The organism is Agromyces archimandritae (assembly GCF_018024495.1).
Lineage (GTDB): Bacteria > Actinomycetota > Actinomycetes > Actinomycetales > Microbacteriaceae > Agromyces > Agromyces archimandritae.
Genome location: NZ_CP071696.1, coordinates 216,777 through 235,584, shown reverse-complemented (window position 1 = coordinate 235,584; position 18,808 = coordinate 216,777). Strand labels below are relative to the sequence as shown.

Genomic DNA, 18,808 nt, shown 5'->3' with positions numbered 1-18,808 from the left:
AAGGAACACGGACGGAGGCAGCGATGTCGAACCCGCTGAAGAAGACGATGGTCTATCTCGGCCTCGCCGACGAAGAGCTCGAGGAGGAGACGCCGAAGCCGGCTCCCGCGCCCGTCGTGCACGCCGCCCCGGCCCCCAAGGCCGGCGCGCCCGTCACGCCGCTGCGCCGGCAGCCCGTGCAAGCGGTGCCGCAAGCAGATATGAACGAGATCCTCACCGTGCACCCGCGGCAGTACCGCGACGCCCAGGTCATCGCCGAGTCGTTCCGCGAGGGCGTGCCGGTCATCATCAACCTCTCGCAGATGTCCGACTCCGACGCGCGTCGGCTGATCGACTTCGCGAGCGGCCTGTCTCAGGGCCTGTACGGCAAGATCGAGCGCGTCACGAGCAAGGTCTTCCTGCTCTCGCCCGCGCACGTGGCCATCTCGGGGGAGTCCGGCGCCGACGACGGGGACGTCGACGCATCGTTCTTCGCGCGCTCGTAGTCCGCTGTGGGAGTCTTCGCCGTCGTCTGGGGCATCCTCTACACGCTGCTGCTGCTGTACTTCTTCATCATGTGGGCGAGGTTCATCATCGACCTCGTCCGAACCTTCAACCGCTCCTGGCGCCCCAGGGGCGGTTGGCTCGTGGCGGTCGAGGCCGTCTACACGGTGACCGATCCCCTCGTGAAGCTCTTCCGGCGGATCGTGCCGCCCATCCGCATCGGCCAGGTCTCGCTCGATCTCGGCTGGACGCTCGCCATGCTCGTCGTCATCGTCGCGATGACCATCGTGCAGGCGCTCTCCGCCGGCGCGCAGGGGTGAGCGCGGCCGTCGTCGTCACCCGGCGTCGCCGGGTGACGATCTCTCAGGTGGTGCGTGGCCGCCTTTGGTACCGTAACGTGAACGTGATCAACCAGTTCGACAGATTCGAGGGTGAGAAGCCATGGCGCTAACTCCGGAAGACGTGGTCAATAAGCGCTTTCAGGCGACGAAGTTCCGAGAGGGGTACGACCAGGACGAGGTCGACGACTTCCTCGATGAAGTCGTGGTCGAACTGCGCCGGTTGAACCAGGAGAACGACGAGCTGCGCCAGCGCGTCCAGGCCGCCGAGGCCCGCGCGAACGAGGCGCAGCAGTCCGCCGCGCAGGCCACCGCGTACGAGGCTCCGGCTTCGCCTCCGCCCACGGTCGCCGTCGCGATGCCCGCACCGACGCCGGCACCGGCGCCCGTCTCCGACCTCGACGAGCAGACGAGCACCACGAACCTCCTGCAGCTGGCCCGCCGCCTCCACGAGGAGCATGTCCGCGAGGGCATCGAGAAGCGCGACGCGCTGATCGCCGAAGGGCACGCGACCGCGGCCCGCGTCGTCGCCGAGGCCGAGGCCAAGCAGCGCCAGCAGATCGGCATCCTCGACCAGGAGCGCGTCGCCCTCGAGAAGCGCATCGACGAACTGCGCGACTTCGAGCGCGACTACCGCCAGAAGCTCAAGAGCTACATCGAGGGCCACCTGCGTGAGCTCGACACCTCCGCTCCCGTGAGCTCGGGCTCCGGATACGCCGTGGGCTCGGGCGTCGAGCAGCAGACGCCGAGCTACCAGGGCTTTGGAGCCTGATCGCCCCGAGGCCCGATCCCGGTCGAAGGTCAGCGCGACGGCCATCGCCGTCATCGTGCTCATCGCCGCGGGCGCGTACGGCCTCGACCAGCTGACGAAGCACCTCGTCGTCACGAATCTCACCGAGGGGGAGGTCGTCCCGGTCATCGACGGCGTGCTGCAGTGGCAGTTCGTCCGCAACTCCGGGGCGGCCTTCTCGCTCGCGAGCGGCATGACGTGGATCTTCACGATCCTCGCGACCGTGGTGCTCACGGTCATCGTCTGGTTCGCGCGGCGCATCCGCTCGATATGGTGGGCCGTCGTCTTCGGCCTGCTGCTCGGCGGCGTCCTCGGCAACCTCACCGACCGTCTCTTCCGCGAACCGAGCTTCGGACTCGGGCACGTGATCGACTTCATCTCGACCCCGTGGATGATCCCGGCGATCTACAACGTCGCCGACATCTGCATCGTGTCGAGCATGGTGCTCTTCCTGCTCCTGACGATCCTCGGGATCGGACTCGACGGCGTGCGCCTCGGCAAGGACGGCGAACCGATCGGCGCCAAGCGCGCCGAGGGGGACGAACCCCACCCGAACCCGGAGCCGTAGCCGAATGCCCAGCCGCGCCCTCCCCGTGCCGGACGGCCTCGACGGCACACGCATCGACGCCGGGCTCGCGAAGCTCCTCGGCTTCTCGCGCACCCTCGCGGCCGACATCGCCGAGTCCGGCGGCGTGCTGCTCGACGGTCGTGAGGCCGGCAAGTCCGACCGCCTGCGGGCCGGCGCCTGGCTCGAGGTGAGCTGGGAGGAGCCGCGCGGGCCGGTCGTCGAGGCCATCCCCGTGCCCGAGCTCGGCATCGTCCACGACGACGACGATCTCGTCGTCGTCGACAAGCCCGCCGGCGTCGCCGCCCATCCCTCGATCGGGTGGAGCGGGCCGACGGTCGTCGGGGCCCTCGCGGCGGCCGGCTACCGGATCTCGACCTCCGGTGCGCCCGAACGCCAGGGCGTCGTGCACCGCCTCGACGCGGGCACCTCGGGCCTCATGGTCGTCGCGAAATCGGAGCGGGCCTACACCGAGCTGAAGCGGCAGTTCCACGACCGGGAGGTCGGCAAGATCTACCACACGGTCGTGCAGGGCCACCCCGATCCGCTCGCTGGCACGATCGACGCCCCGATCGGCCGGCACCCGCGCTCGGAGTGGAAGTTCGCGGTCACCGCCGGCGGCAAGCACGCCGTCACCCACTACGAGACGATCGAGGCGTTCCCGTACGCCTCCCTCCTCGAGATCCGTCTCGAGACGGGCCGGACGCATCAGATCCGCGTGCACATGGCGGCGCAGCGGCATCCGTGCGCGGGCGACGCGATGTACGGGGCCGACCCGAGCCTCTCGTCACGGCTCGGCCTCGGCCGGCAGTGGCTGCACGCCGTGCGGCTCTCGTTCGCTCACCCGGCCGACGGGCGCGCGGTCGTCTTCGAGTCCGCCTACCCGGCCGAGCTCGCCCACGCGCTCGAGATCCTCCGAGAGGACTGAACGTCGGCGGTCGCCCGTAGACTGAAACCCCCGAACGAACCTGGTGAGGAGCCTGCGTGTCCGGCGATTCCTTCGTCCATCTGCACGTCCACAGCGAGTACTCGATGCTCGACGGCGCGGCCCGGATCGGGGAGCTCGTCCAGGCCGCCAAGGGCGAGGGGATGCCGGCGGTCGCCGTCACGGACCACGGCAACGTCTTCGGGGCGTTCGACTTCTGGAAGCAGGCGACCGACCAGGGCGTGAAGCCCATCATCGGCACCGAGGCGTACCTGACGCCCCGCACCCACCGCAGCGACAAGACCCGGGTGCGCTGGGGCAACGGCGGCGGCGACGACGTCTCGGGGTCCGGCGCGTACACGCATATGACCCTGCTGGCCGAGACGACCGAGGGTATGCACAACCTGTTCCGCCTCTCGAGCCTCGCCTCGATCGAGGGCTACTACTTCAAGCCGCGCATGGACCGCGAGATCCTGCAGACGTACGCCAAAGGGCTCATCGCGACGACCGGATGCCCCTCCGGCGAGGTGCAGACGCGCCTACGGCTCGGTCAGTACGACGAGGCCGTGAAGGCGGCCGCTGAGTTCCGCGACATCTTCGGCGCCGAGAACTTCTTCTGCGAGATCATGGACCACGGGCTCGGGATCGAGAAGCGGATCATGACGGATCTGCTGCGCCTGGCCGAGGAGCTCTCGCTCCCGCTCGTCGCGACGAACGACCTGCACTACACGCATGCGGCCGATGCCAAGAGCCACGCCGCGCTGCTCTGCGTGCAGTCCGGCTCCACCCTCGACGATCCGAACCGCTTCAAGTTCGACTCCGAGGACTTCTACCTGAAGTCGGCCGAGGAGATGCGCCACCTCTTCCGCGACCACCCCGACGCCTGCGACAACACGCTCGCGATCGCCGAGCGCTGCAACGTCGAGTTCAACACCAAGGCGAACTACATGCCGCGCTACCCGGTGCCCGCCGGGGAGAACGAGGAGAGCTGGTTCGTCAAGGAGGTCGAGAAAGGGCTGCACCTGCGCTACCCCGAGGGGATCCCGCAGCGCGTGCGCGAGCAGGCCGACTACGAGGTCGGCGTCATCAGCCAGATGGGCTTCCCGGGATACTTCCTCGTCGTCTCCGACTTCATCAACTGGTCGAAGGAGAACGGCATCCGGGTCGGCCCGGGCCGCGGCTCGGGCGCCGGGTCGATGGCGGCGTACGCCATGAAGATCACCGACCTCGACCCGCTCGAGCACGGGCTCATCTTCGAGCGCTTCCTGAACCCCGACCGCGTCTCGATGCCCGACTTCGACGTGGACTTCGACGAACGTCGTCGGGGCGAGGTCATCAAGTACGTGACCGCCAAGTACGGCGCCGAGCGCGTCGCCCAGATCGTCACCTACGGCACGATCAAGGCCAAGCAGGCCCTCAAGGACTCGAGCCGCGTGCTCGGCTTCCCGTTCGGGATGGGCGAGAAGCTCACGAAGGCGATGCCGCAGGCCGTCATGGGCAAGGACATCCCGCTCTCGGGAATCTTCGACAAGGACCACCCGCGCTACAAAGAGGCCGGGGACATCCGCGCGGTCATCGAGACCGACCCCGAGGCGCGCACCGTCTTCGAGACGGCGACGGGGCTGGAGAACCTGAAGCGGCAGTGGGGCGTGCACGCGGCCGGCGTCATCATGTCGAGCGAGCCGCTCATCGACATCATCCCGATCATGAAGCGGGAGCAGGACGGGCAGATCGTCACGCAGTTCGACTACCCGGCGTGCGAATCGCTCGGGCTCATCAAGATGGACTTCCTGGGGCTGCGCAACCTCACCATCATCGACGACGCCCTCGACAACATCGAATTGAACCGGGGCTTCCGACCCGTGCTCGAAGACCTCGCCCTCGACGACGCCGACGCCTACCGCCTGCTCGGCTCGGGCGAGACGCTCGGCGTGTTCCAGCTCGACGGCGGGCCGATGCGCGGGCTGCTCCGGCAGATGAAGCCCGACAACTTCGAGGACATCTCGGCCGTCATCGCCCTGTACCGCCCCGGCCCGATGGGCGCCAACTCGCATATCAACTACGCGCTCCGCAAGAACGGCCTGCAGGAGATCACGCCGATCCACCCGGAGTTCACCGAGTCGCTCGCCGACATCCTCGACACCACCTACGGCCTCATCATCTACCAGGAGCAGGTGATGGCCATCGCCCAGCGCGTCGCCGGCTTCTCGCTCGGCCAGGCGGACATCCTCCGCCGCGCGATGGGCAAGAAGAAGAAGTCGGAGCTCGACAAGCAGTACGCCGGCTTCGAAGCCGGTATGAAGGCCAACGGCTACTCCGATGCGGCGATCAAGACCCTGTGGGACATCCTGCTGCCCTTCTCCGACTACGCCTTCAACAAGGCCCACTCGGCCGCGTACGGGGTGCTGAGCTACTGGACGGCCTATCTGAAGGCGCACTACCCGGCCGAGTACATGGCCGCCCTGCTCACGAGCGTCGGCGACGCCCGCGACAAGCTCGCGCTGTACCTGAACGAGTGCCGCCGTATGGGCATCACGGTGCTCGCGCCCGATGTGAACGAGTCGATCGGCTTCTTCTCGGCCGTCGGCGACGACATCCGCTTCGGCCTCGGCGCGGTGCGCAACGTCGGCTTCAACGTCGTCGAGGCCATCCGCGGCGCCCGCGAGGAGAAGGGCCGCTTCGAGCACTTCCACGACTTCCTGAAGAAGGTGCCGATCCAGGTCGCCAACAAGCGCACCGTCGAATCGCTCGTGAAGGCCGGTGCCTTCGATTCGCTCGGCCATACCCGGCGCTCGCTCGTCGAGATCCACGAGGGCGCCGTCGAATCGGCCGTCTCGGAGAAGCGCGTCGAGGCGACCGGTCAGGCCGGCTTCGACTTCGACAGCCTCTTCGCCGAGGACGCGCAGGAGCCCGTGTCGGCGGTGCCGGATCGCCCGGAATGGTCGAAGAAGGACAAGCTCGCCTTCGAACGCGAGATGCTCGGGCTCTACGTCTCCGACCATCCGCTCGCCGGCCTCGAGGTTCCGCTCGCCAAGCACGCCTCGACCTCCATCACCGAGCTCCTCTCATCCGAGTCGACCCAGGACGGCGACACGGTCACCATCGCCGGGCTCGTCACGAGCGTGCAGCACCGCGTCGCCAGACAGTCGGGCAACCAGTACGGCATGATCCAGGTCGAGGACTTCGCCGGCGAGATCACCGTGATGTTCATGGGCAAGGCGTACCAGGAATTCGCCCCGACCCTGCAGGCCGACTCGATCGTCGTCGTGCGCGGCCGCGTCAGCATGCGCGACGACGGCATGAACCTGCACGCGTTCAGCGTCTTCCAGCCCGAGCTCGGCCAGGGCGACGATCACGGTCCGGTGATGATCAGCATGCCCGAGCAACGGGCGACGACCGACACCGTCACCGCGCTCGGCGATGTGCTGACGCGCCACGTCGGCGACACCGAGGTGCGCCTGAAACTCGTGCGCGGCGGCATCGCCCGCGTCTTCGAACTGCCGTACCCGGTGCGCGTGACGGCCGACTTCTACGGGGAGCTGAAGAGCCTGCTCGGGCCCAACTGCCTCACCTGACCCCGTCGGCGGCCCGCGCGCGACCGGCCCGCCGCACGGCATATGCTGAACGGGCCATGCTGCGAACGATCGACCTGCGCGGAACGCGCCCCACCCAGACCGAACTGCTCGCCCTCGTGCCGCGCGCCGGCACCGATGTGTCCGGTGCCCTCGGCACCGTCACCGGCCTCATCGAGGAGGTGCGAGAGCATGGCGAAGCCGCGCTCCTCGAACAGGCCGAGCGTTTCGACGGCATCCGCCCGGCCGCCGTCCGCGTGCCCGAGACCGAGCTCGACGCCGCACTGGCGGCGCTCGCACCCGAACTCCGCGCGGCGATCGAAGGCACCGTCGAGCGGGTGCGCGCCGCGAGCCGGGCTCAGGTGCCCGAGCCGCGCGAGACCGTGCTCGCCCCCGGCGCCGTCGTGCGACAGCGCTGGCAGCCGGTCGGCCGCGTCGGCCTGTACGTGCCCGGCGGCAAAGCGGTCTACCCGTCCAGCGTCGTGATGAACGTCGTGCCGGCCCAGGTCGCCGGCGTCGCCTCGATCGCCCTGGCCTCGCCGGCGCAGCGCGAACACGGCGGCCGCATCCACCCGACCATCGCGGCCGTGGCCCGCTTGCTCGGCGTCACCGAGGTGTACGCCATGGGCGGGGCCGGCGCGATCGGCGCCTTCGCCTACGGAGTGCCCGGGATCGCGCTGGAGCCCGTCCAGCTCGTCACGGGGCCCGGCAACGTCTACGTCGCCGCCGCCAAGCGCGCCGTGCAGGGTGTCGTCGGCATCGACGCCGAGGCCGGGCCGACCGACATCCTCGTGATCGCCGACGACGGCGCCGACGCAGACCTCGTCGCCGCCGACCTGGTGAGCCAGGCCGAGCACGACGAGCTGGCCGCCGCCGTGCTCGTGACCGACTCCGCCGCGTTCGGCGAGGCCGTGCTCGCGCGGGTGCGCGCCAGGGCGGATGCCACCCCTCACCGCGAGCGCGTGGCGGCATCCATCGGCGGGGCGCAGTCCGCCCTCGTGCTCGTCGACGATCTCGCGCAGGCCGCCGCGTTCGCGAACGCCTTCGGGCCCGAGCACCTCGAGATCCAGACCCGCGACGACGAAGCCGTGCTCGCGGGCATCGAGAACGCCGGGGCGATCTTCCTCGGAGCGTATTCGCCGGTGAGCCTCGGCGACTACGCGGCCGGCTCCAACCACGTGCTGCCGACGGGCGGCACCGCGCGCTCCTCGGCGGGGCTGTCGGCGGCGACCTTCCTCCGGCCCCAGCAGATCGTCCGCTACGAACGCGACGCCCTCGAACAGGTCGCGCCGGTCGTGGCCGCGCTCTCGGCCGAAGAAGACCTGCCGGCGCACGGCGAGGCGGTGCGCGCGCGGTTCGCCGACGATGCGCACGGCACGGGCCGCTGACTCGCTAGGCTTGACGAGCCATGTTCTGCCCTTTCTGCCGCCACCCGGACTCGAGGGTCATCGATTCGCGCACGAGCGACGACGGCCTGTCCATCCGCCGACGCCGGCAATGCCCCGCATGCGGTCGCCGCTTCTCGACGACCGAGACGGCGAGCCTGGTCGTCATCAAACGCTCGGGCGTCGTCGAGCCGTTCAGCCGTGAGAAGGTCGTCTCGGGCGTACGGAAGGCCTGCCAGGGGCGACCGGTGACCGACTCGGATCTCGCGGTGCTCGCCCAGAAGGTCGAGGAGACGATCCGCTCGACCGGCGCCTCGCAGATCGAGGCGAACGACATCGGCCTGGCCATCCTGCCGCCGCTGCGCGAACTCGACGAGGTCGCCTATCTGCGCTTCGCGAGCGTCTATCAGGCCTTCGAATCGCTCGACGACTTCGAGTCGGCCATCGCACAGCTCCGCGCCGAACACGGGCGTCTGCCCGCGCGGTCGGCCGAATGAGCCGGCTCTACGGCCTCGCGTTCAGGCTCGTCTTCACGCGGATGGATGCCGAGGCTGCCCACCATCTCGCGTTCCGCGCGATCCGGGCGGTCGGGGCATCCGGCGGCCTCGTGCGCCGGTTCACACGCCCCGATCCGCGCCTGGCCGTCGACACGCTCGGACTCCGCTTCCCCTCGCCGTTCGGCATCGCGGCCGGCTTCGACAAGGACGCCCTCGGCGTCGCCGGTCTCGGCGATCTCGGTTTCGGACATGTCGAGGTCGGCACCCTCACACCGCTTCCGCAACCGGGCAACGACAAGCCGCGGCTGGCCAGGCTCATCCCCGACCGTGCGCTCGTGAACCGGATGGGCTTCAACAACGGGGGAGCGGATGCCGCCGCCGGCCGCCTCTCGCGCCTCCGCCGTCGCCGGCATCGGCCGGTGATCGGCGTGAACATCGGCAAGAACCGCATCACGCCGGTCGAGCAAGCCGCCGACGACTATGTGCGCGCTGCCCGCGTGCTCGGCCCCTACGCCGACTACCTGGCCGTCAACGTGAGCTCGCCGAACACGCCGGGCCTGCGCGGCCTGCAGGAGCTCGAACAGCTCACGCCGCTGCTGGCCGAGACGAAGGCCGCGGCCGGGCGCACCCCGTTGCTCGTGAAGATCGCCCCCGATCTCGCCGACGAGGAGGTGCGCCGCATCGCCGGACTCGTCGCCGAGCTCGGCCTCGACGGCATCATCGCGACCAATACGACGATCTCGCGCGCAGGGCTCGCCTCGAGCCCGAAGCTCGTGGAGGCGGCCGGGGGCGGTGGGCTCTCGGGGCGCCGCTCGCGGCCAGATCGCTCGAGGTGCTCCGTCTCATCCGCGAGGTCGTGCCGGCCGAACTGTGTGTGATCTCGGTCGGCGGGGTCGAGACGGCCGCCGATGTGCGGGGGCGGCTGGATGCCGGGGCGACGCTCGTGCAGGGCTACTCGGCGTTCATCTATCGCGGCCCGGGCTGGGCGCGCGAGATCAACCGGGGGCTGGCGGCCGCGCTCGACGGGCGCTGACGCGGCCTGCCGCACCGGCACGTCCACTCGGGGCGGCATCGGCGCCGGGCGGCGGCCGGGCACGCGGTCAGAGCAGCCCGACGTCGGCGAGGCGGTCGGCGATGGTCGACCCGTCGCTCGCGGAGACCCATGGCACCTCGTCGCCGTGGGGCGCGTTCGCGCGGCCGCCGGCGAGCACGGCCTCACCGGGGGAGAGGCGGCGGATGGCGACGGCGGCGACGGATGCGGGGCGCTCTGCGGCGAAGTCGGCGTAGAGCTCCTCGTCATGCTGGCCGTCGTCGCCGATGAGCAGCCAGCGGATGTTCGGGAACTCGTCGGCGAGGCGGCGGAGATTGTCCTCCTTGTGCTCTCGGCCGCTGCGGAACCAGCGGTCATGCGTCGGCCCCCAGTCGGTCAGCAGGAGCGGGCCGTCGGGGAACATATTGCGCGAGAGGAAGCGCCTGAGGGCCGGCGCGACGTTCCACGCCCCGGTGGAGAGGTAGATGACCGGGGCGCCGGGGTGGGCCCGCACGAGGCGTTCGAAGAGCACGCCCATGCCGGGGGTGGGGATGCGCGCGTGCTCGTCGAGCACGAAGGTGTTCCATGCGGCGACGAGGGGGCGAGGCAGGGCGGTGACCATGACGGTGTCGTCGACGTCGGAGATGACGCCGAAGGTCTCGTCGGGGGAGATGATGTGCAAGGGGGCTTCGACGTCGGCGCCGCCGGGGGTGGAGAGCTTCGCGCGATGCCAGCCGGGGCCGAGCTCGGCGGGGATGCGGGTGTCGACGACGCCGCCGCGGTCGGCCCGGACGTCGTAGCGGCGACCCTCGATCTCCACGGTGACGGGGACATCGCCGACCGGGACGCTGAGGAAGCTGCGCCAGCCCCGGAGGACGGCTTCGCGTTCGGGCCGGCCGTCGCGGCGACGCCGTGTGCGGCGAGCGAGCTCGGGCTTCACCAGGAGGACCCGGCAGAAGACGCGCACCCAGTCAGTGGATCCATAGCCGGTGTACGGAACGATGGTGGGCACCTGGCCGCGTGCGCGCGCCCAGCGTGCCCGGAGCCCGTGGAACCAGTCCTCGATGCGCGCCGCCCGGTGCCGGGCAGCCCGATTCGGCGGCTCGGGCGTGGCAGGAGGCGTCGCCGGCATCCCTCAATTCTGGCATGGAACCGGCGACTCGCCGGGCTTGGGGTTCGCGTGCGGTCCTCGCACCGAACCCCGTAAAGCTGAGTCTCAGCTGAAGATATGTATAATGCACGCTGACTGAACGCTGAACTACTCTCGTGTTCCTCGAGTGGCTCGAAGCACCCTCCGGCCGCCGCTAGAGTGGGGACGGTGTTTGCGAGGAGGTACCGTGCCGAGAGGTGACCTGATCCTAGGATCGGCGGATGGTCGCCGGTCGATCGTCCGGACCGAGCCGGCGCAGCGGCGCAGCGCCCAGCGCCTCGATGCGCTGCTCGACGCCGCCGCGGCGGTGATCGACGAGATCGGCTCGGAGCGACTCACGACGCAGCTCGTGGCCGAGCGCGCCGGAGCATCCATCGGCACCGTCTACCGCTACTTCCCCGACCGGGTCGCCGTGCTCGACGGGCTCCGCGACCGCAGCGTCCGCCGCTACCGCGAACGCCTCGCGGACGCCGTCGGCGATGCCGAGCTCGCGAACTGGTGGGACGTCATCGATCTCGCGATCCTCACGAGCATCGAGTGCTACCGGCGCGAGCCCGGCTTCCGCATCGTCCGCACGACGGTCCGTGAACGCGGCGAGGCCGGCACGGCCGTCATCGCCGACCGGCTCGCGCAGCTCATCGAGACCGAGTTCGACGTCGCCGAGGTCGACCCCGACGAGCTGCGGCTGCGGCTCGACGTCGTCGTCGAGGTCGTCGACGGCCTCGTCGCGCGCGCCGTCGACGGCGACATCGTCGACGACCGAGTGCTCGACGAATGCCGCCGCATCGCCCACGACACCCTCGCCGACTCCCTGGGGCAGACAAGGCGCGCCTCGGCCGCCTAGGGTGTGTTGCGGAACTCCGCACGCGCTGCGGCGTGCGACGGGCGGCCGTTTGCTGCGTTGTCGTCGTCGGCCTCGCCTCCAGTGAGGCCCTCCTCCTCCGCCTTGCATCCGGTCGCCCGTCGCACGTCCTCGCCGCGCACGGAGTTCCGCAACACTCCCTAGACGGCCGGGCGGAGCCGCCACGGCATCCCTCGCCGGACAACCCGCGCGCCACCGTTGCCAGGCGGCTCGAAGCGTGTTTGGCTGGGACCCGGCGCGAACGCGCCGGAATGGCCGGGATCCGGCGCGCAGGCGGCGAGGGGCGGGGAGCATGATCGAGTTCCGTGCGGTGACGAAGGAGTTCCCCGACGGCACCGTCGCGGTCCGCGACGTCTCCTTCGAGGTGCCCTCGCATCGTACGACCGTGCTCGTCGGCTCCTCGGGCTCCGGCAAGACGACGCTGCTGCGCATGGTCAATCGCATGGTCGACCCGAGCTCGGGCAGCGTCCTCATCGACGGCGAAGACGTCGCCGCCGCCGACCCGGTGCGGCTTCGCCGCGGCATCGGCTACGTCATGCAGAACTCAGGGCTGCTGCCGCATCGCACCGTCATCGACAACGTCGCGACGGTGCCGATGCTCCGAGGCGAATCCAAGCGCGCCGCACGGGCGCGCGCCCTCGAGCTCCTCGATACCGTCGGGCTCGACCGCGAGCTGGCCGGCAGGTACCCGGGCCAGCTCTCCGGCGGGCAGCAGCAGCGCGTCGGCGTCGCCCGCGGCCTGGCCGTCGACCCGAACATCCTGCTGATGGACGAACCCTTCGGCGCCGTCGACCCGCTCGTGCGCGCCGAACTCCAGCAAGAGCTCCTGCGCCTGCAGCGGCAGCTCGGCAAGACCGTCCTCTTCGTCACCCACGACGTCGACGAGGCCTTCCTCCTCGGCGATCAGGTCGTGATCCTCCGCACCGGCGGCGAGGTCGTGCAGATCGGCTCGCCCGAGGAGATCCTCGCCGCACCGGCCGACGCCTTCGTCGAAGGATTCGTCGGTGCCGATCGCGGCCGGCGCGCCCTGCACCTCGAAGAGCGCGACGGCCGCGAGATCGTCGTCGACGGCGACGGCCGCCCGGCGGGAGTGCTCGTCACGTGAACTGGATCCAGTCGAACCTCGACCTCGTCTGGGAGCTCACGCTCGTGCACCTCGCGCTGAGCGTGCCGGCGATCGTGCTCGCCTTCGCGATCTCGGTGCCGATCGGGTGGATCGCCCACCGCTACCGCTGGTCGCGCGGCGTGCTGCTCGGCCTCTGCGGACTGCTCTATGCCATCCCGTCGCTCGCGGTGTTCGTCATCCTGCCGCCCATCACCGGCATCCCGCTGCGCTCACCCGTGAACCTCGTCATCGCCCTCACGCTGTACGGCATCGCGGTGATCGTGCGCACCGCCACCGACGCCTTCGACTCGGTCGACCGCGATGTGCGGCAGTCGGCCGTCGCGATGGGCTTCGCTCCGGCGGGCCGCTTCTGGCAGGTGGATCTGCCGCTGGCCGGCCCCGTCCTCCTCTCGGGCCTGCGCGTGGTCATCGTGAGCACTGTGAGCCTCGCGACCGTCGGCGCCGTCATCGGCGTGCAGAGCCTCGGCAGCCTCTTCACCGACGGACTGCAGCGCAGCATCCCGGCGGAGATCATCGCGGGCATCGTCATGACGGTCGCCGTCGCGCTCGTGCTCGACGGGCTCGCCGTCGCCGGCGGCCGCCTGCTCATGCCCTGGGCGGCGCCCGCCGGCCGCACGCGCCGCCCCGACGCGCGCACCGAGGCCCGCGCGGCGGGGGCGGCATGAACGCCTTCCTGGAGGCCATCGCCTGGCTCGCCGACGCCGCCAACTGGTCGGGGCCGGGATCCATCCCCGAACGCCTCGTGCAGCACCTCGTGCTCTCGGTCGTCGTGCTCGTCATCGCCGCCGTCATCGCCCTGCCGATCGGTGCCTTCATCGGCCACACCGGCCGCGGCAAAGCCATCGCGATCGGCGTGAGCGGCGGCCTGCGCGCACTGCCGACGCTCGGTCTGCTCTCGATCGTCGGCCTCTGGATCGGCATCGGCGTCGGTGCCCCCGTCATCGCCCTCGTCGTGCTCGCCCTCCCACCGCTGCTCGCGGGAGCGTACGCGGGTTTCGAGTCGGTCTCGCGCACCACGATCGACGCCGCCCGGGCCATGGGGATGACCGGCTGGCAGCTCGCCGGGCGCGTCGAACTGCCGCTCGGACTGCCGATCCTCGTCGGCGGGATCCGCTCCGCGACGCTGCAGATCATCGCGACGGCGACGCTGGCCGCCTACCTCTCCGACGTCGGCCTCGGCCGATTCATCTTCCTGGGCCTGCGTACCGCCAGCTACGACGAGATCCTGGGCGGGGCGATCCTCGTGATCGTGCTCGCCCTCGTGATCGACGGGCTTTTCGCGCTCCTGCAACGCCTCGTCGTGCCGGCCGGGGTGCGCGAGACCCGGGGGATGCGGGCGCGCAACCGCACGCACACGAACGTGGGATCACCCACCGATGAAGGGAACCGGACATGACCACAGCGAAGCAGCGACTCACGGCCCTCGCGGTCTCGGCCGCGGCGGCCCTCGCCCTCGCCGGCTGCGGCACGGGCGATCCGCTCGACGGAGGTTCGACCGAGAGCGGCGGCGGATCCATCGTCATCGGCTCGCAGGACTACTACTCGAACGAGATCATCGCCGAGCTCTACGCCCAGGCGCTCGAGGCGAAGGGCTTCGAGGTCGACCGCCAGCTGCGCATCGGCCAGCGCGAGGTCTATCTGCCGGAGATCGAGGCCGGCAACATCGACCTGTTCCCCGAGTACACGGGCAATCTGTTGCAGGCCCTCGACGCCGAGGCGACGGCGACGAAGTCCGACGAGGTGTACGAGGCGCTCACCGAGGCGCTGCCAGACGGCGTGCGCGTGCTCGACCAGTCGGAGGCGAGCGACCAGGACTCGTACAACGTCACAGCCGAGTTCGCGAAGGAGCACGGCCTCACCGAGATCGGCGACCTCGCCGACGCCGGTGTGCCGCTCGTGCTCGGCGGCAACTCCGAGCTCGAGACGCGGCCCTACGGTCCGGAGGGGCTGAAGTCGGTGTACGGCGTGGAGGTCTCCTTCACCCCGATCGAGGACAGCGGCGGGCCGCTCACCGTCAAGGCGCTCGTCGACGGGCAGGTGCAGCTCGCCGACATCTACAGCGCGGACCCGTCGATCGCGGCGAACGACTTCGTCACGCTCGAGGACCCGGAGGGGCTCTTCCTCTCCTCGAACGTCGTGCCGATCGCTTCGGACCGCATCACGGACGAGATGGCCGAGGTCATCGATGCGGTGAGCGCCGCGCTCACCGCCGACGATCTGATCGCCCTGAACGCCAGGAGCGTGGACGATCAGGAGTCGGCGGCGGATATCGCCGCGGCCTGGCTCGAGGAACAGGGCCTGGTCTGACGTCGGTCCGGGGTCTCGATACGGCCGCAAGCGGCCTACTCGACCGGCGGGGGCATCGGTCGAGTAGCGAGCGCAGCGAGCGTATCGAGACCTCGGGGGAGCGGGTACGGGTCTCGATACGGCCGCAAGCGGCCTACTCGACCGGCGGGGGCGTCGGTCGATTAGCGAGCGCAGCGAGCGTATCGAGACCTCGGGCGCTGGGTCTCGATACGGCCGCAAGCGGCCTACTCGACCGGCGGGGCGGCCTACTCGACCGGCGGGGCGGACTCGGCCTCGGAGGATGAGCGGGCGGCCGCGAGGTACTTGCGCTCGGAGCGGAACACGAGGCGCTTGACGAGCCAGACGAGGCCGAGGAAGACGACGATCGCGGCGACGAAGAGGTAGCCGGCCCAGTGCAGCTCGCGGGAGAGCTCGCGGTATCCGTCGGCGGCGAGCCAGCCGACCGTGACGTAGCCGGAGGCCCAGATGATGCACGCCGGCACCGTCCAGGCGAGGAAGCGGCGGTAGCTCATGCGGCTCATGCCGACGGTGAGCGGGATGAGCGAGTGCAGCACGGGCAGGAAGCGGGAGAGGAAGACGGCCGGACCGCCGCGGCGGTCGAGGTAGGCTTCGGCGCGTTCCCAGTTCGCCTCGCCGAGGCGGCGCCCGAGGCGCGAGGCGCGGATCCGGGGGCCGAAGAGGCGGCCGAGGGCGAAGCCGATCGACTCGCCGGCGAGGGCGCCTGCGATGACGACGAGGGCGGTCGCCGCGTACTGCACGACGTTCTCGATGCCCGTCGAGGCGACGAGCACGATGGTGTCGCCCGGGACGATGAGGCCGATGAGCACGGAGGTCTCGAGCATGATGCCGAGGCCGGCGAGCAGGATGCGGAGCACGGGGTCGACGCCCTGCACGGCGTCGAGGATCCAGTCGACGACCTCGTTCACCCGATCGACACTACGGGGCGCGGGGCGGCCGCGGCTGGGAAGGGCGTGGCAATCGCCCTCAGATGACGCTGAGCGCGATGAGGAAGGTCGGGACGGCGACGAGCAGGAGCGAGCCGGCGAAGATCGCCCCTCTGGCGCCGGCGTCGAGCTCGGTCCGGGGTTCGTCGCCGAGGCGGGCGAGCCGGCGGCCGAGCATCTCGGTGTCGAGGGCGACGCCGCCGTGCTCGGAGTAGGCGCCGGGTTCGCCGTCGGCACCGACGCGGGCGAGAGCCTGCCGGATGGTGGCGGCGCCGACGCGACGGGCGGCCGCGTCGTCGGCGAGGTATTCCGTGAGGAGGGTCACGGCCCGCTCGGCGCGGTTGGCGATGGGGAACCACGGCAGCGCACCGTGCCAGGCGCGGAACGCGAGCAGGATGAGGTGGTGCAGCCCGGTCAGGTGCATGCGCTCGTGCGCGATGACGGCGGCCAGTTCGCGGGGTTCGAGGAGGGCGACGAGCCCGTCGGTGAGCACGGTCGCGGTGCGCATGCCGGGCACGCAGTAGGCCACGGGGGCCGGATGCGCCAGCACCCGCGCGCGGCCGGGCCCGGGCAGCGGGTCGGAGAGCAGGCCGAGGAGGCGGTGCTGGCGGCGGCGCTGGCGTTCGGCGGCGACGGCCGTGGTCGCGAGGTTCAGCAGCAGGTGGCCGCCGAGGACGACGGCGAGGGTGAGGGCGGCGAGGTGGAAGACGCCGAAGCCCTCGGGGATGGGGCCGGCCCAGAGTTCGGGGCCGAGGGTGAGGAGGCCGCCGAGGCCGGTGCCGGCGGCGGAGAGGGCGAAGGCCAGGAGCGAGCCGAGCATCGAGAGCCCGCCGGCGACGGCGATCGCCTGCCAGAGGGCGAGGGCGGTCGCCGGCGCGCGTGCGGGCCATTCGGCGCGGGCGAGCAGGATCGGCGCCGGCCAGGCCAGCGCGATGGCGATCACGCCGAGGACGGCGGCGATCTGGGTCATCTCACGCGAGCCGGCGCTCGTCGAGCAGGCGGCGGAGGGTGGCGGCTTCGCCGGTGCTCACGGTGCCGACGAAGCGGGCGAGCGCGGCGTCGCGGTCGCTGGAGGTGTCGAGCACCTCGAGCATGAGGTCGGCGGTGTGCTCGGCGCGGCTGAGGCTCGCCTCGTAGAGGTGGGGGCGCTGGTGCCGCGAGCGCAGCACGAAACCCTTCGCCTCGAGGCGGGAGAGCACCGTGAGGACGGTGGTGGCGGCGACGTTCTTGCCGCCGGCGCTGCGCTCGACGAGCCGGGCGCGCAGTTCGGAGGCGCTCATGGGCGCGCCAGCGGACCAGAGGAGGTCCATCACCGATCGCTCAAGTGCTCCGAGTGTCGCCATAAAAGCAGAATACCGCTCTGGGACAATATGTTCTACGCTCTGTAGAAAAGACCAAACGGAGCCTCGAGGGGGACTCGTGAACGAATGGCTCGACCCGCTGTTGCTCGCACGCTGGCAATTCGGGCTCACCACCGTCTACCACTTTCTGTTCGTGCCGATCACGATCGGCCTGGCGACCACCGTCGCGATCTTCCAGACGGTGTGGACGAAGAGCGGCAACGTCGCGTGGTTGCAGCTCACCCGGTTCTTCGGCACGATCTTCCTCATCAACTTCGCGATGGGCGTGGTCACCGGCATCGTGCAGGAGTTCCAGTTCGGCATGAACTGGTCGGAGTACTCGCGCTTCGTCGGCGACGTCTTCGGCGCCCCGCTCGCCCTCGAGGGACTGCTCGCCTTCTTCCTCGAGGCCACGTTCATCGGCCTGTGGATCTTCGGCTGGAACCGGCTGCCGAAGGGTCTGCACCTCGCCACGATCTGGGCGACCGCGGTCGGATCCGTCCTCTCGGCGTACTTCATCATCGCCGCGAACGCGTTCATGCAGAACCCGGTCGCGTTCCAGATGAACCAGGAGCGCGGCCGCGCCGAACTCGTCGACATCTGGGAGCTGCTGGCCAACCCGGTCGCCCTCGCCGCCTTCCCGCACACGATCGCCGCGGCCTTCATGGTGAGCTCCGGTCTCGTCATCGCCGCCGCCGCATGGCACCTGAAGCGGGGCCAGCACCTCTATGCGATGCGCCGGGCGCTGAAGTTCGGCCTGTGGGGCATGATCGTCTCCGGCATCGCGACGACCTTCTTCGGCGATCAGCTCACGCTCGCGATGGTCGCCGCCCAGCCGATGAAGATGGCCGCCGCCGAGGCGACCTACGTCACCGTCTGCGGGGCGGATGCGAGCTTCTCGCTCTTCACGCTCGGCACACCCGACGGCAAGACCGAACTGTTCTCGATCCGCGTGCCGTACCTGCTCTCGCTGCTCTCAACGCACAGCTTCGACGGCTGCGTCGAGGGCCTGAACGACCTGCAGCACGAGTACGAGGCGCTCTTCGGCCCCGGTGACTACATGCCCGTCATCTGGGTGACGTACTGGGCGTTCCGCTGGATGATCGGCCTCGGCGTCCTGCACATCGTCATCGCCGTCGTCGGCCTCTGGGTGACCCGCAAGGGCCGCCACCCGAAGCAGAAGTGGGTGTGGGGCGTCGCGATCTGGTCGTTCCCGCTCTCGCTGGCCGCGATGATCGTCGGCTGGATCTTCACCGAGATGGGCCGCCAGCCCTGGATCGTCTTCAGCCTGCTGAAGACCGAGGCGGCGGTCTCGCCGAATGTGAGCGGGCTCGACGTGCTCATCTCGCTCGTCGCGTTCACGCTGATCTACGGCATCCTCGCCGTCGTCGAGGTGCGCCTCGTCGTCCGCGCGATCAAGAAGGGCCCGCCCGAGATCGCTCCCCCCGACCCCGAGACCGGCCGCGTCGAGACCCACTCGACGGTGTATTAGGA

18 protein-coding genes and 1 pseudogene are annotated in these 18,808 nt (G+C 70.4%); 15 read left to right on the top strand and 4 right to left on the bottom strand.

The genetic code is table 11. The features are described 5' to 3' along the window. Window positions 1-23 precede the first annotated feature (23 nt). The 9 genes and pseudogenes from G127AT_RS01150 (at window position 24) to G127AT_RS01110 (ending at window position 9,588) form a co-directional block, all read left to right on the top strand. Window positions 24-485: a cell division protein SepF gene (locus tag G127AT_RS01150; protein WP_210898988.1), complete on the top strand. Its 462-nt coding sequence runs from the start codon at window positions 24-26 to the stop codon at window positions 483-485. 6 nt (window positions 486-491) lie between these two features. Beyond that, window positions 492-803, top strand: a complete 312-nt coding sequence (locus tag G127AT_RS01145) for a YggT family protein (protein ID WP_210898986.1) — start codon at window positions 492-494, stop codon at window positions 801-803. A 121-nt stretch (window positions 804-924) separates the two neighbouring features. Beyond that, on the top strand, window positions 925-1,593 hold the full coding sequence (locus tag G127AT_RS01140; RefSeq protein WP_210898984.1) for a DivIVA domain-containing protein: 669 nt from the start codon (window positions 925-927) through the stop codon (window positions 1,591-1,593). Next, on the top strand, window positions 1,583-2,179 hold the full coding sequence (gene lspA, locus G127AT_RS01135) for a signal peptidase II (RefSeq protein WP_244857672.1): 597 nt from the start codon (window positions 1,583-1,585) through the stop codon (window positions 2,177-2,179). Before G127AT_RS01140 ends, lspA begins: the two co-directional genes overlap by 11 nt. A 4-nt stretch (window positions 2,180-2,183) precedes the next feature. Beyond that, the gene (locus tag G127AT_RS01130) at window positions 2,184-3,104 is read left to right on the top strand and encodes an RluA family pseudouridine synthase (protein WP_210898982.1); all 921 of its coding nucleotides are present in this window, start codon (window positions 2,184-2,186) and stop codon (window positions 3,102-3,104) included. Between the two features lie 104 nt (window positions 3,105-3,208). Further along, window positions 3,209-6,676: a DNA polymerase III subunit alpha gene (dnaE, locus tag G127AT_RS01125; protein ID WP_244857849.1), complete on the top strand. Its 3,468-nt coding sequence runs from the start codon at window positions 3,209-3,211 to the stop codon at window positions 6,674-6,676. A 56-nt stretch (window positions 6,677-6,732) separates the two neighbouring features. Then, a complete protein-coding gene (hisD, locus tag G127AT_RS01120) occupies window positions 6,733-8,061 on the top strand; it encodes a histidinol dehydrogenase (protein WP_210898978.1) in 1,329 nt (442 codons plus the stop codon). A 20-nt stretch (window positions 8,062-8,081) separates the two neighbouring features. Further along, window positions 8,082-8,555, top strand: a complete 474-nt coding sequence (gene nrdR / locus G127AT_RS01115; RefSeq protein WP_210898976.1) for a transcriptional regulator NrdR — start codon at window positions 8,082-8,084, stop codon at window positions 8,553-8,555. Beyond that, window positions 8,552-9,588, top strand: a pseudogene (locus tag G127AT_RS01110) (quinone-dependent dihydroorotate dehydrogenase). Before nrdR ends, G127AT_RS01110 begins: the two are co-directional and overlap by 4 nt. A gap of 67 nt (window positions 9,589-9,655) precedes the next feature. Here G127AT_RS01110 and G127AT_RS01105 read toward each other — a convergent pair. Continuing rightward, window positions 9,656-10,717: an App1 family protein phosphatidate phosphatase gene (locus G127AT_RS01105; RefSeq protein WP_210898973.1), complete on the bottom strand. Its 1,062-nt coding sequence runs from the start codon at window positions 10,715-10,717 to the stop codon at window positions 9,656-9,658. 205 nt (window positions 10,718-10,922) lie between these two features. Between G127AT_RS01105 and G127AT_RS01100 the strand changes: the two genes are divergently transcribed. The 5 genes from G127AT_RS01100 to G127AT_RS01080 all read left to right on the top strand — a co-directional run bounded on the left by G127AT_RS01100 (window position 10,923) and on the right by G127AT_RS01080 (window position 15,030). Next, a complete protein-coding gene (locus G127AT_RS01100) occupies window positions 10,923-11,579 on the top strand; it encodes a TetR/AcrR family transcriptional regulator (RefSeq protein ID WP_210898971.1) in 657 nt (218 codons plus the stop codon). 310 nt (window positions 11,580-11,889) lie between these two features. Then, the gene (locus G127AT_RS01095; RefSeq protein WP_210898969.1) at window positions 11,890-12,702 is read left to right on the top strand and encodes an ABC transporter ATP-binding protein; all 813 of its coding nucleotides are present in this window, start codon (window positions 11,890-11,892) and stop codon (window positions 12,700-12,702) included. Next, window positions 12,699-13,388 (top strand): ABC transporter permease, encoded by a 690-nt coding sequence (locus G127AT_RS01090; protein ID WP_210898967.1) that lies wholly within the window; start codon window positions 12,699-12,701, stop codon window positions 13,386-13,388. Before G127AT_RS01095 ends, G127AT_RS01090 begins: the two co-directional genes overlap by 4 nt. Continuing rightward, complete coding sequence (locus tag G127AT_RS01085) at window positions 13,385-14,119, top strand: ABC transporter permease (RefSeq protein WP_210898964.1); 735 nt, start codon at window positions 13,385-13,387, stop codon at window positions 14,117-14,119. The genes G127AT_RS01090 and G127AT_RS01085 overlap by 4 nt, the downstream gene beginning before the upstream one ends. Continuing rightward, window positions 14,116-15,030, top strand: a complete 915-nt coding sequence (locus tag G127AT_RS01080; RefSeq protein ID WP_210898962.1) for an ABC transporter substrate-binding protein — start codon at window positions 14,116-14,118, stop codon at window positions 15,028-15,030. The genes G127AT_RS01085 and G127AT_RS01080 overlap by 4 nt, the downstream gene beginning before the upstream one ends. A 245-nt stretch (window positions 15,031-15,275) precedes the next feature. Here G127AT_RS01080 and G127AT_RS01075 read toward each other — a convergent pair whose 3' ends face one another. From G127AT_RS01075 to G127AT_RS01065, 3 genes are read right to left on the bottom strand one after another with little or no spacing between them, the layout of a single operon-like run. Further along, the gene (locus tag G127AT_RS01075; RefSeq protein ID WP_210898961.1) at window positions 15,276-15,956 is read right to left on the bottom strand and encodes a DedA family protein; all 681 of its coding nucleotides are present in this window, start codon (window positions 15,954-15,956) and stop codon (window positions 15,276-15,278) included. Window positions 15,957-16,014: 58 nt separating this feature from the next. After that, the gene (locus G127AT_RS01070) at window positions 16,015-16,944 is read right to left on the bottom strand and encodes a M56 family metallopeptidase (RefSeq protein WP_210898958.1); all 930 of its coding nucleotides are present in this window, start codon (window positions 16,942-16,944) and stop codon (window positions 16,015-16,017) included. Window position 16,945: 1 nt separating this feature from the next. Then, window positions 16,946-17,317, bottom strand: coding sequence for a BlaI/MecI/CopY family transcriptional regulator (locus G127AT_RS01065; protein WP_210898956.1), 372 nt, complete (start codon window positions 17,315-17,317; stop codon window positions 16,946-16,948). Between the two features lie 76 nt (window positions 17,318-17,393). On the opposite strand from G127AT_RS01065, the gene G127AT_RS01060 reads away from it, so the two are divergent. Next, complete coding sequence (locus tag G127AT_RS01060; RefSeq protein ID WP_210898955.1) at window positions 17,394-18,806, top strand: cytochrome ubiquinol oxidase subunit I; 1,413 nt, start codon at window positions 17,394-17,396, stop codon at window positions 18,804-18,806. The last annotated feature ends 2 nt before the right edge of the window (window positions 18,807-18,808 follow it).

Bases quoted from the DNA above. Each gene is read 5' to 3' on its own strand.
- G127AT_RS01070 (WP_210898958.1), bottom strand. From the start codon at position 16,944: ATGACCCAGATCGCCGCCGTCCTCGGCGTGATCGCCATCGCGCTGGCC.
- dnaE (WP_244857849.1), top strand. From the start codon at position 3,209: ATGCTCGACGGCGCGGCCCGGATCGGGGAGCTCGTCCAGGCCGCCAAG.
- nrdR (WP_210898976.1), top strand. From the start codon at position 8,082: ATGTTCTGCCCTTTCTGCCGCCACCCGGACTCGAGGGTCATCGATTCG.
- G127AT_RS01095 (WP_210898969.1), top strand. From the start codon at position 11,890: ATGATCGAGTTCCGTGCGGTGACGAAGGAGTTCCCCGACGGCACCGTC.
- G127AT_RS01080 (WP_210898962.1), top strand. From the start codon at position 14,116: ATGACCACAGCGAAGCAGCGACTCACGGCCCTCGCGGTCTCGGCCGCG.
- hisD (WP_210898978.1), top strand. From the start codon at position 6,733: ATGCTGCGAACGATCGACCTGCGCGGAACGCGCCCCACCCAGACCGAA.
- G127AT_RS01130 (WP_210898982.1), top strand. From the start codon at position 2,184: ATGCCCAGCCGCGCCCTCCCCGTGCCGGACGGCCTCGACGGCACACGC.
- G127AT_RS01065 (WP_210898956.1), bottom strand. From the start codon at position 17,317: ATGGCGACACTCGGAGCACTTGAGCGATCGGTGATGGACCTCCTCTGG.
- G127AT_RS01150 (WP_210898988.1), top strand. From the start codon at position 24: ATGTCGAACCCGCTGAAGAAGACGATGGTCTATCTCGGCCTCGCCGAC.
- G127AT_RS01140 (WP_210898984.1), top strand. From the start codon at position 925: ATGGCGCTAACTCCGGAAGACGTGGTCAATAAGCGCTTTCAGGCGACG.
- G127AT_RS01085 (WP_210898964.1), top strand. From the start codon at position 13,385: ATGAACGCCTTCCTGGAGGCCATCGCCTGGCTCGCCGACGCCGCCAAC.
- G127AT_RS01105 (WP_210898973.1), bottom strand. From the start codon at position 10,717: ATGCCGGCGACGCCTCCTGCCACGCCCGAGCCGCCGAATCGGGCTGCC.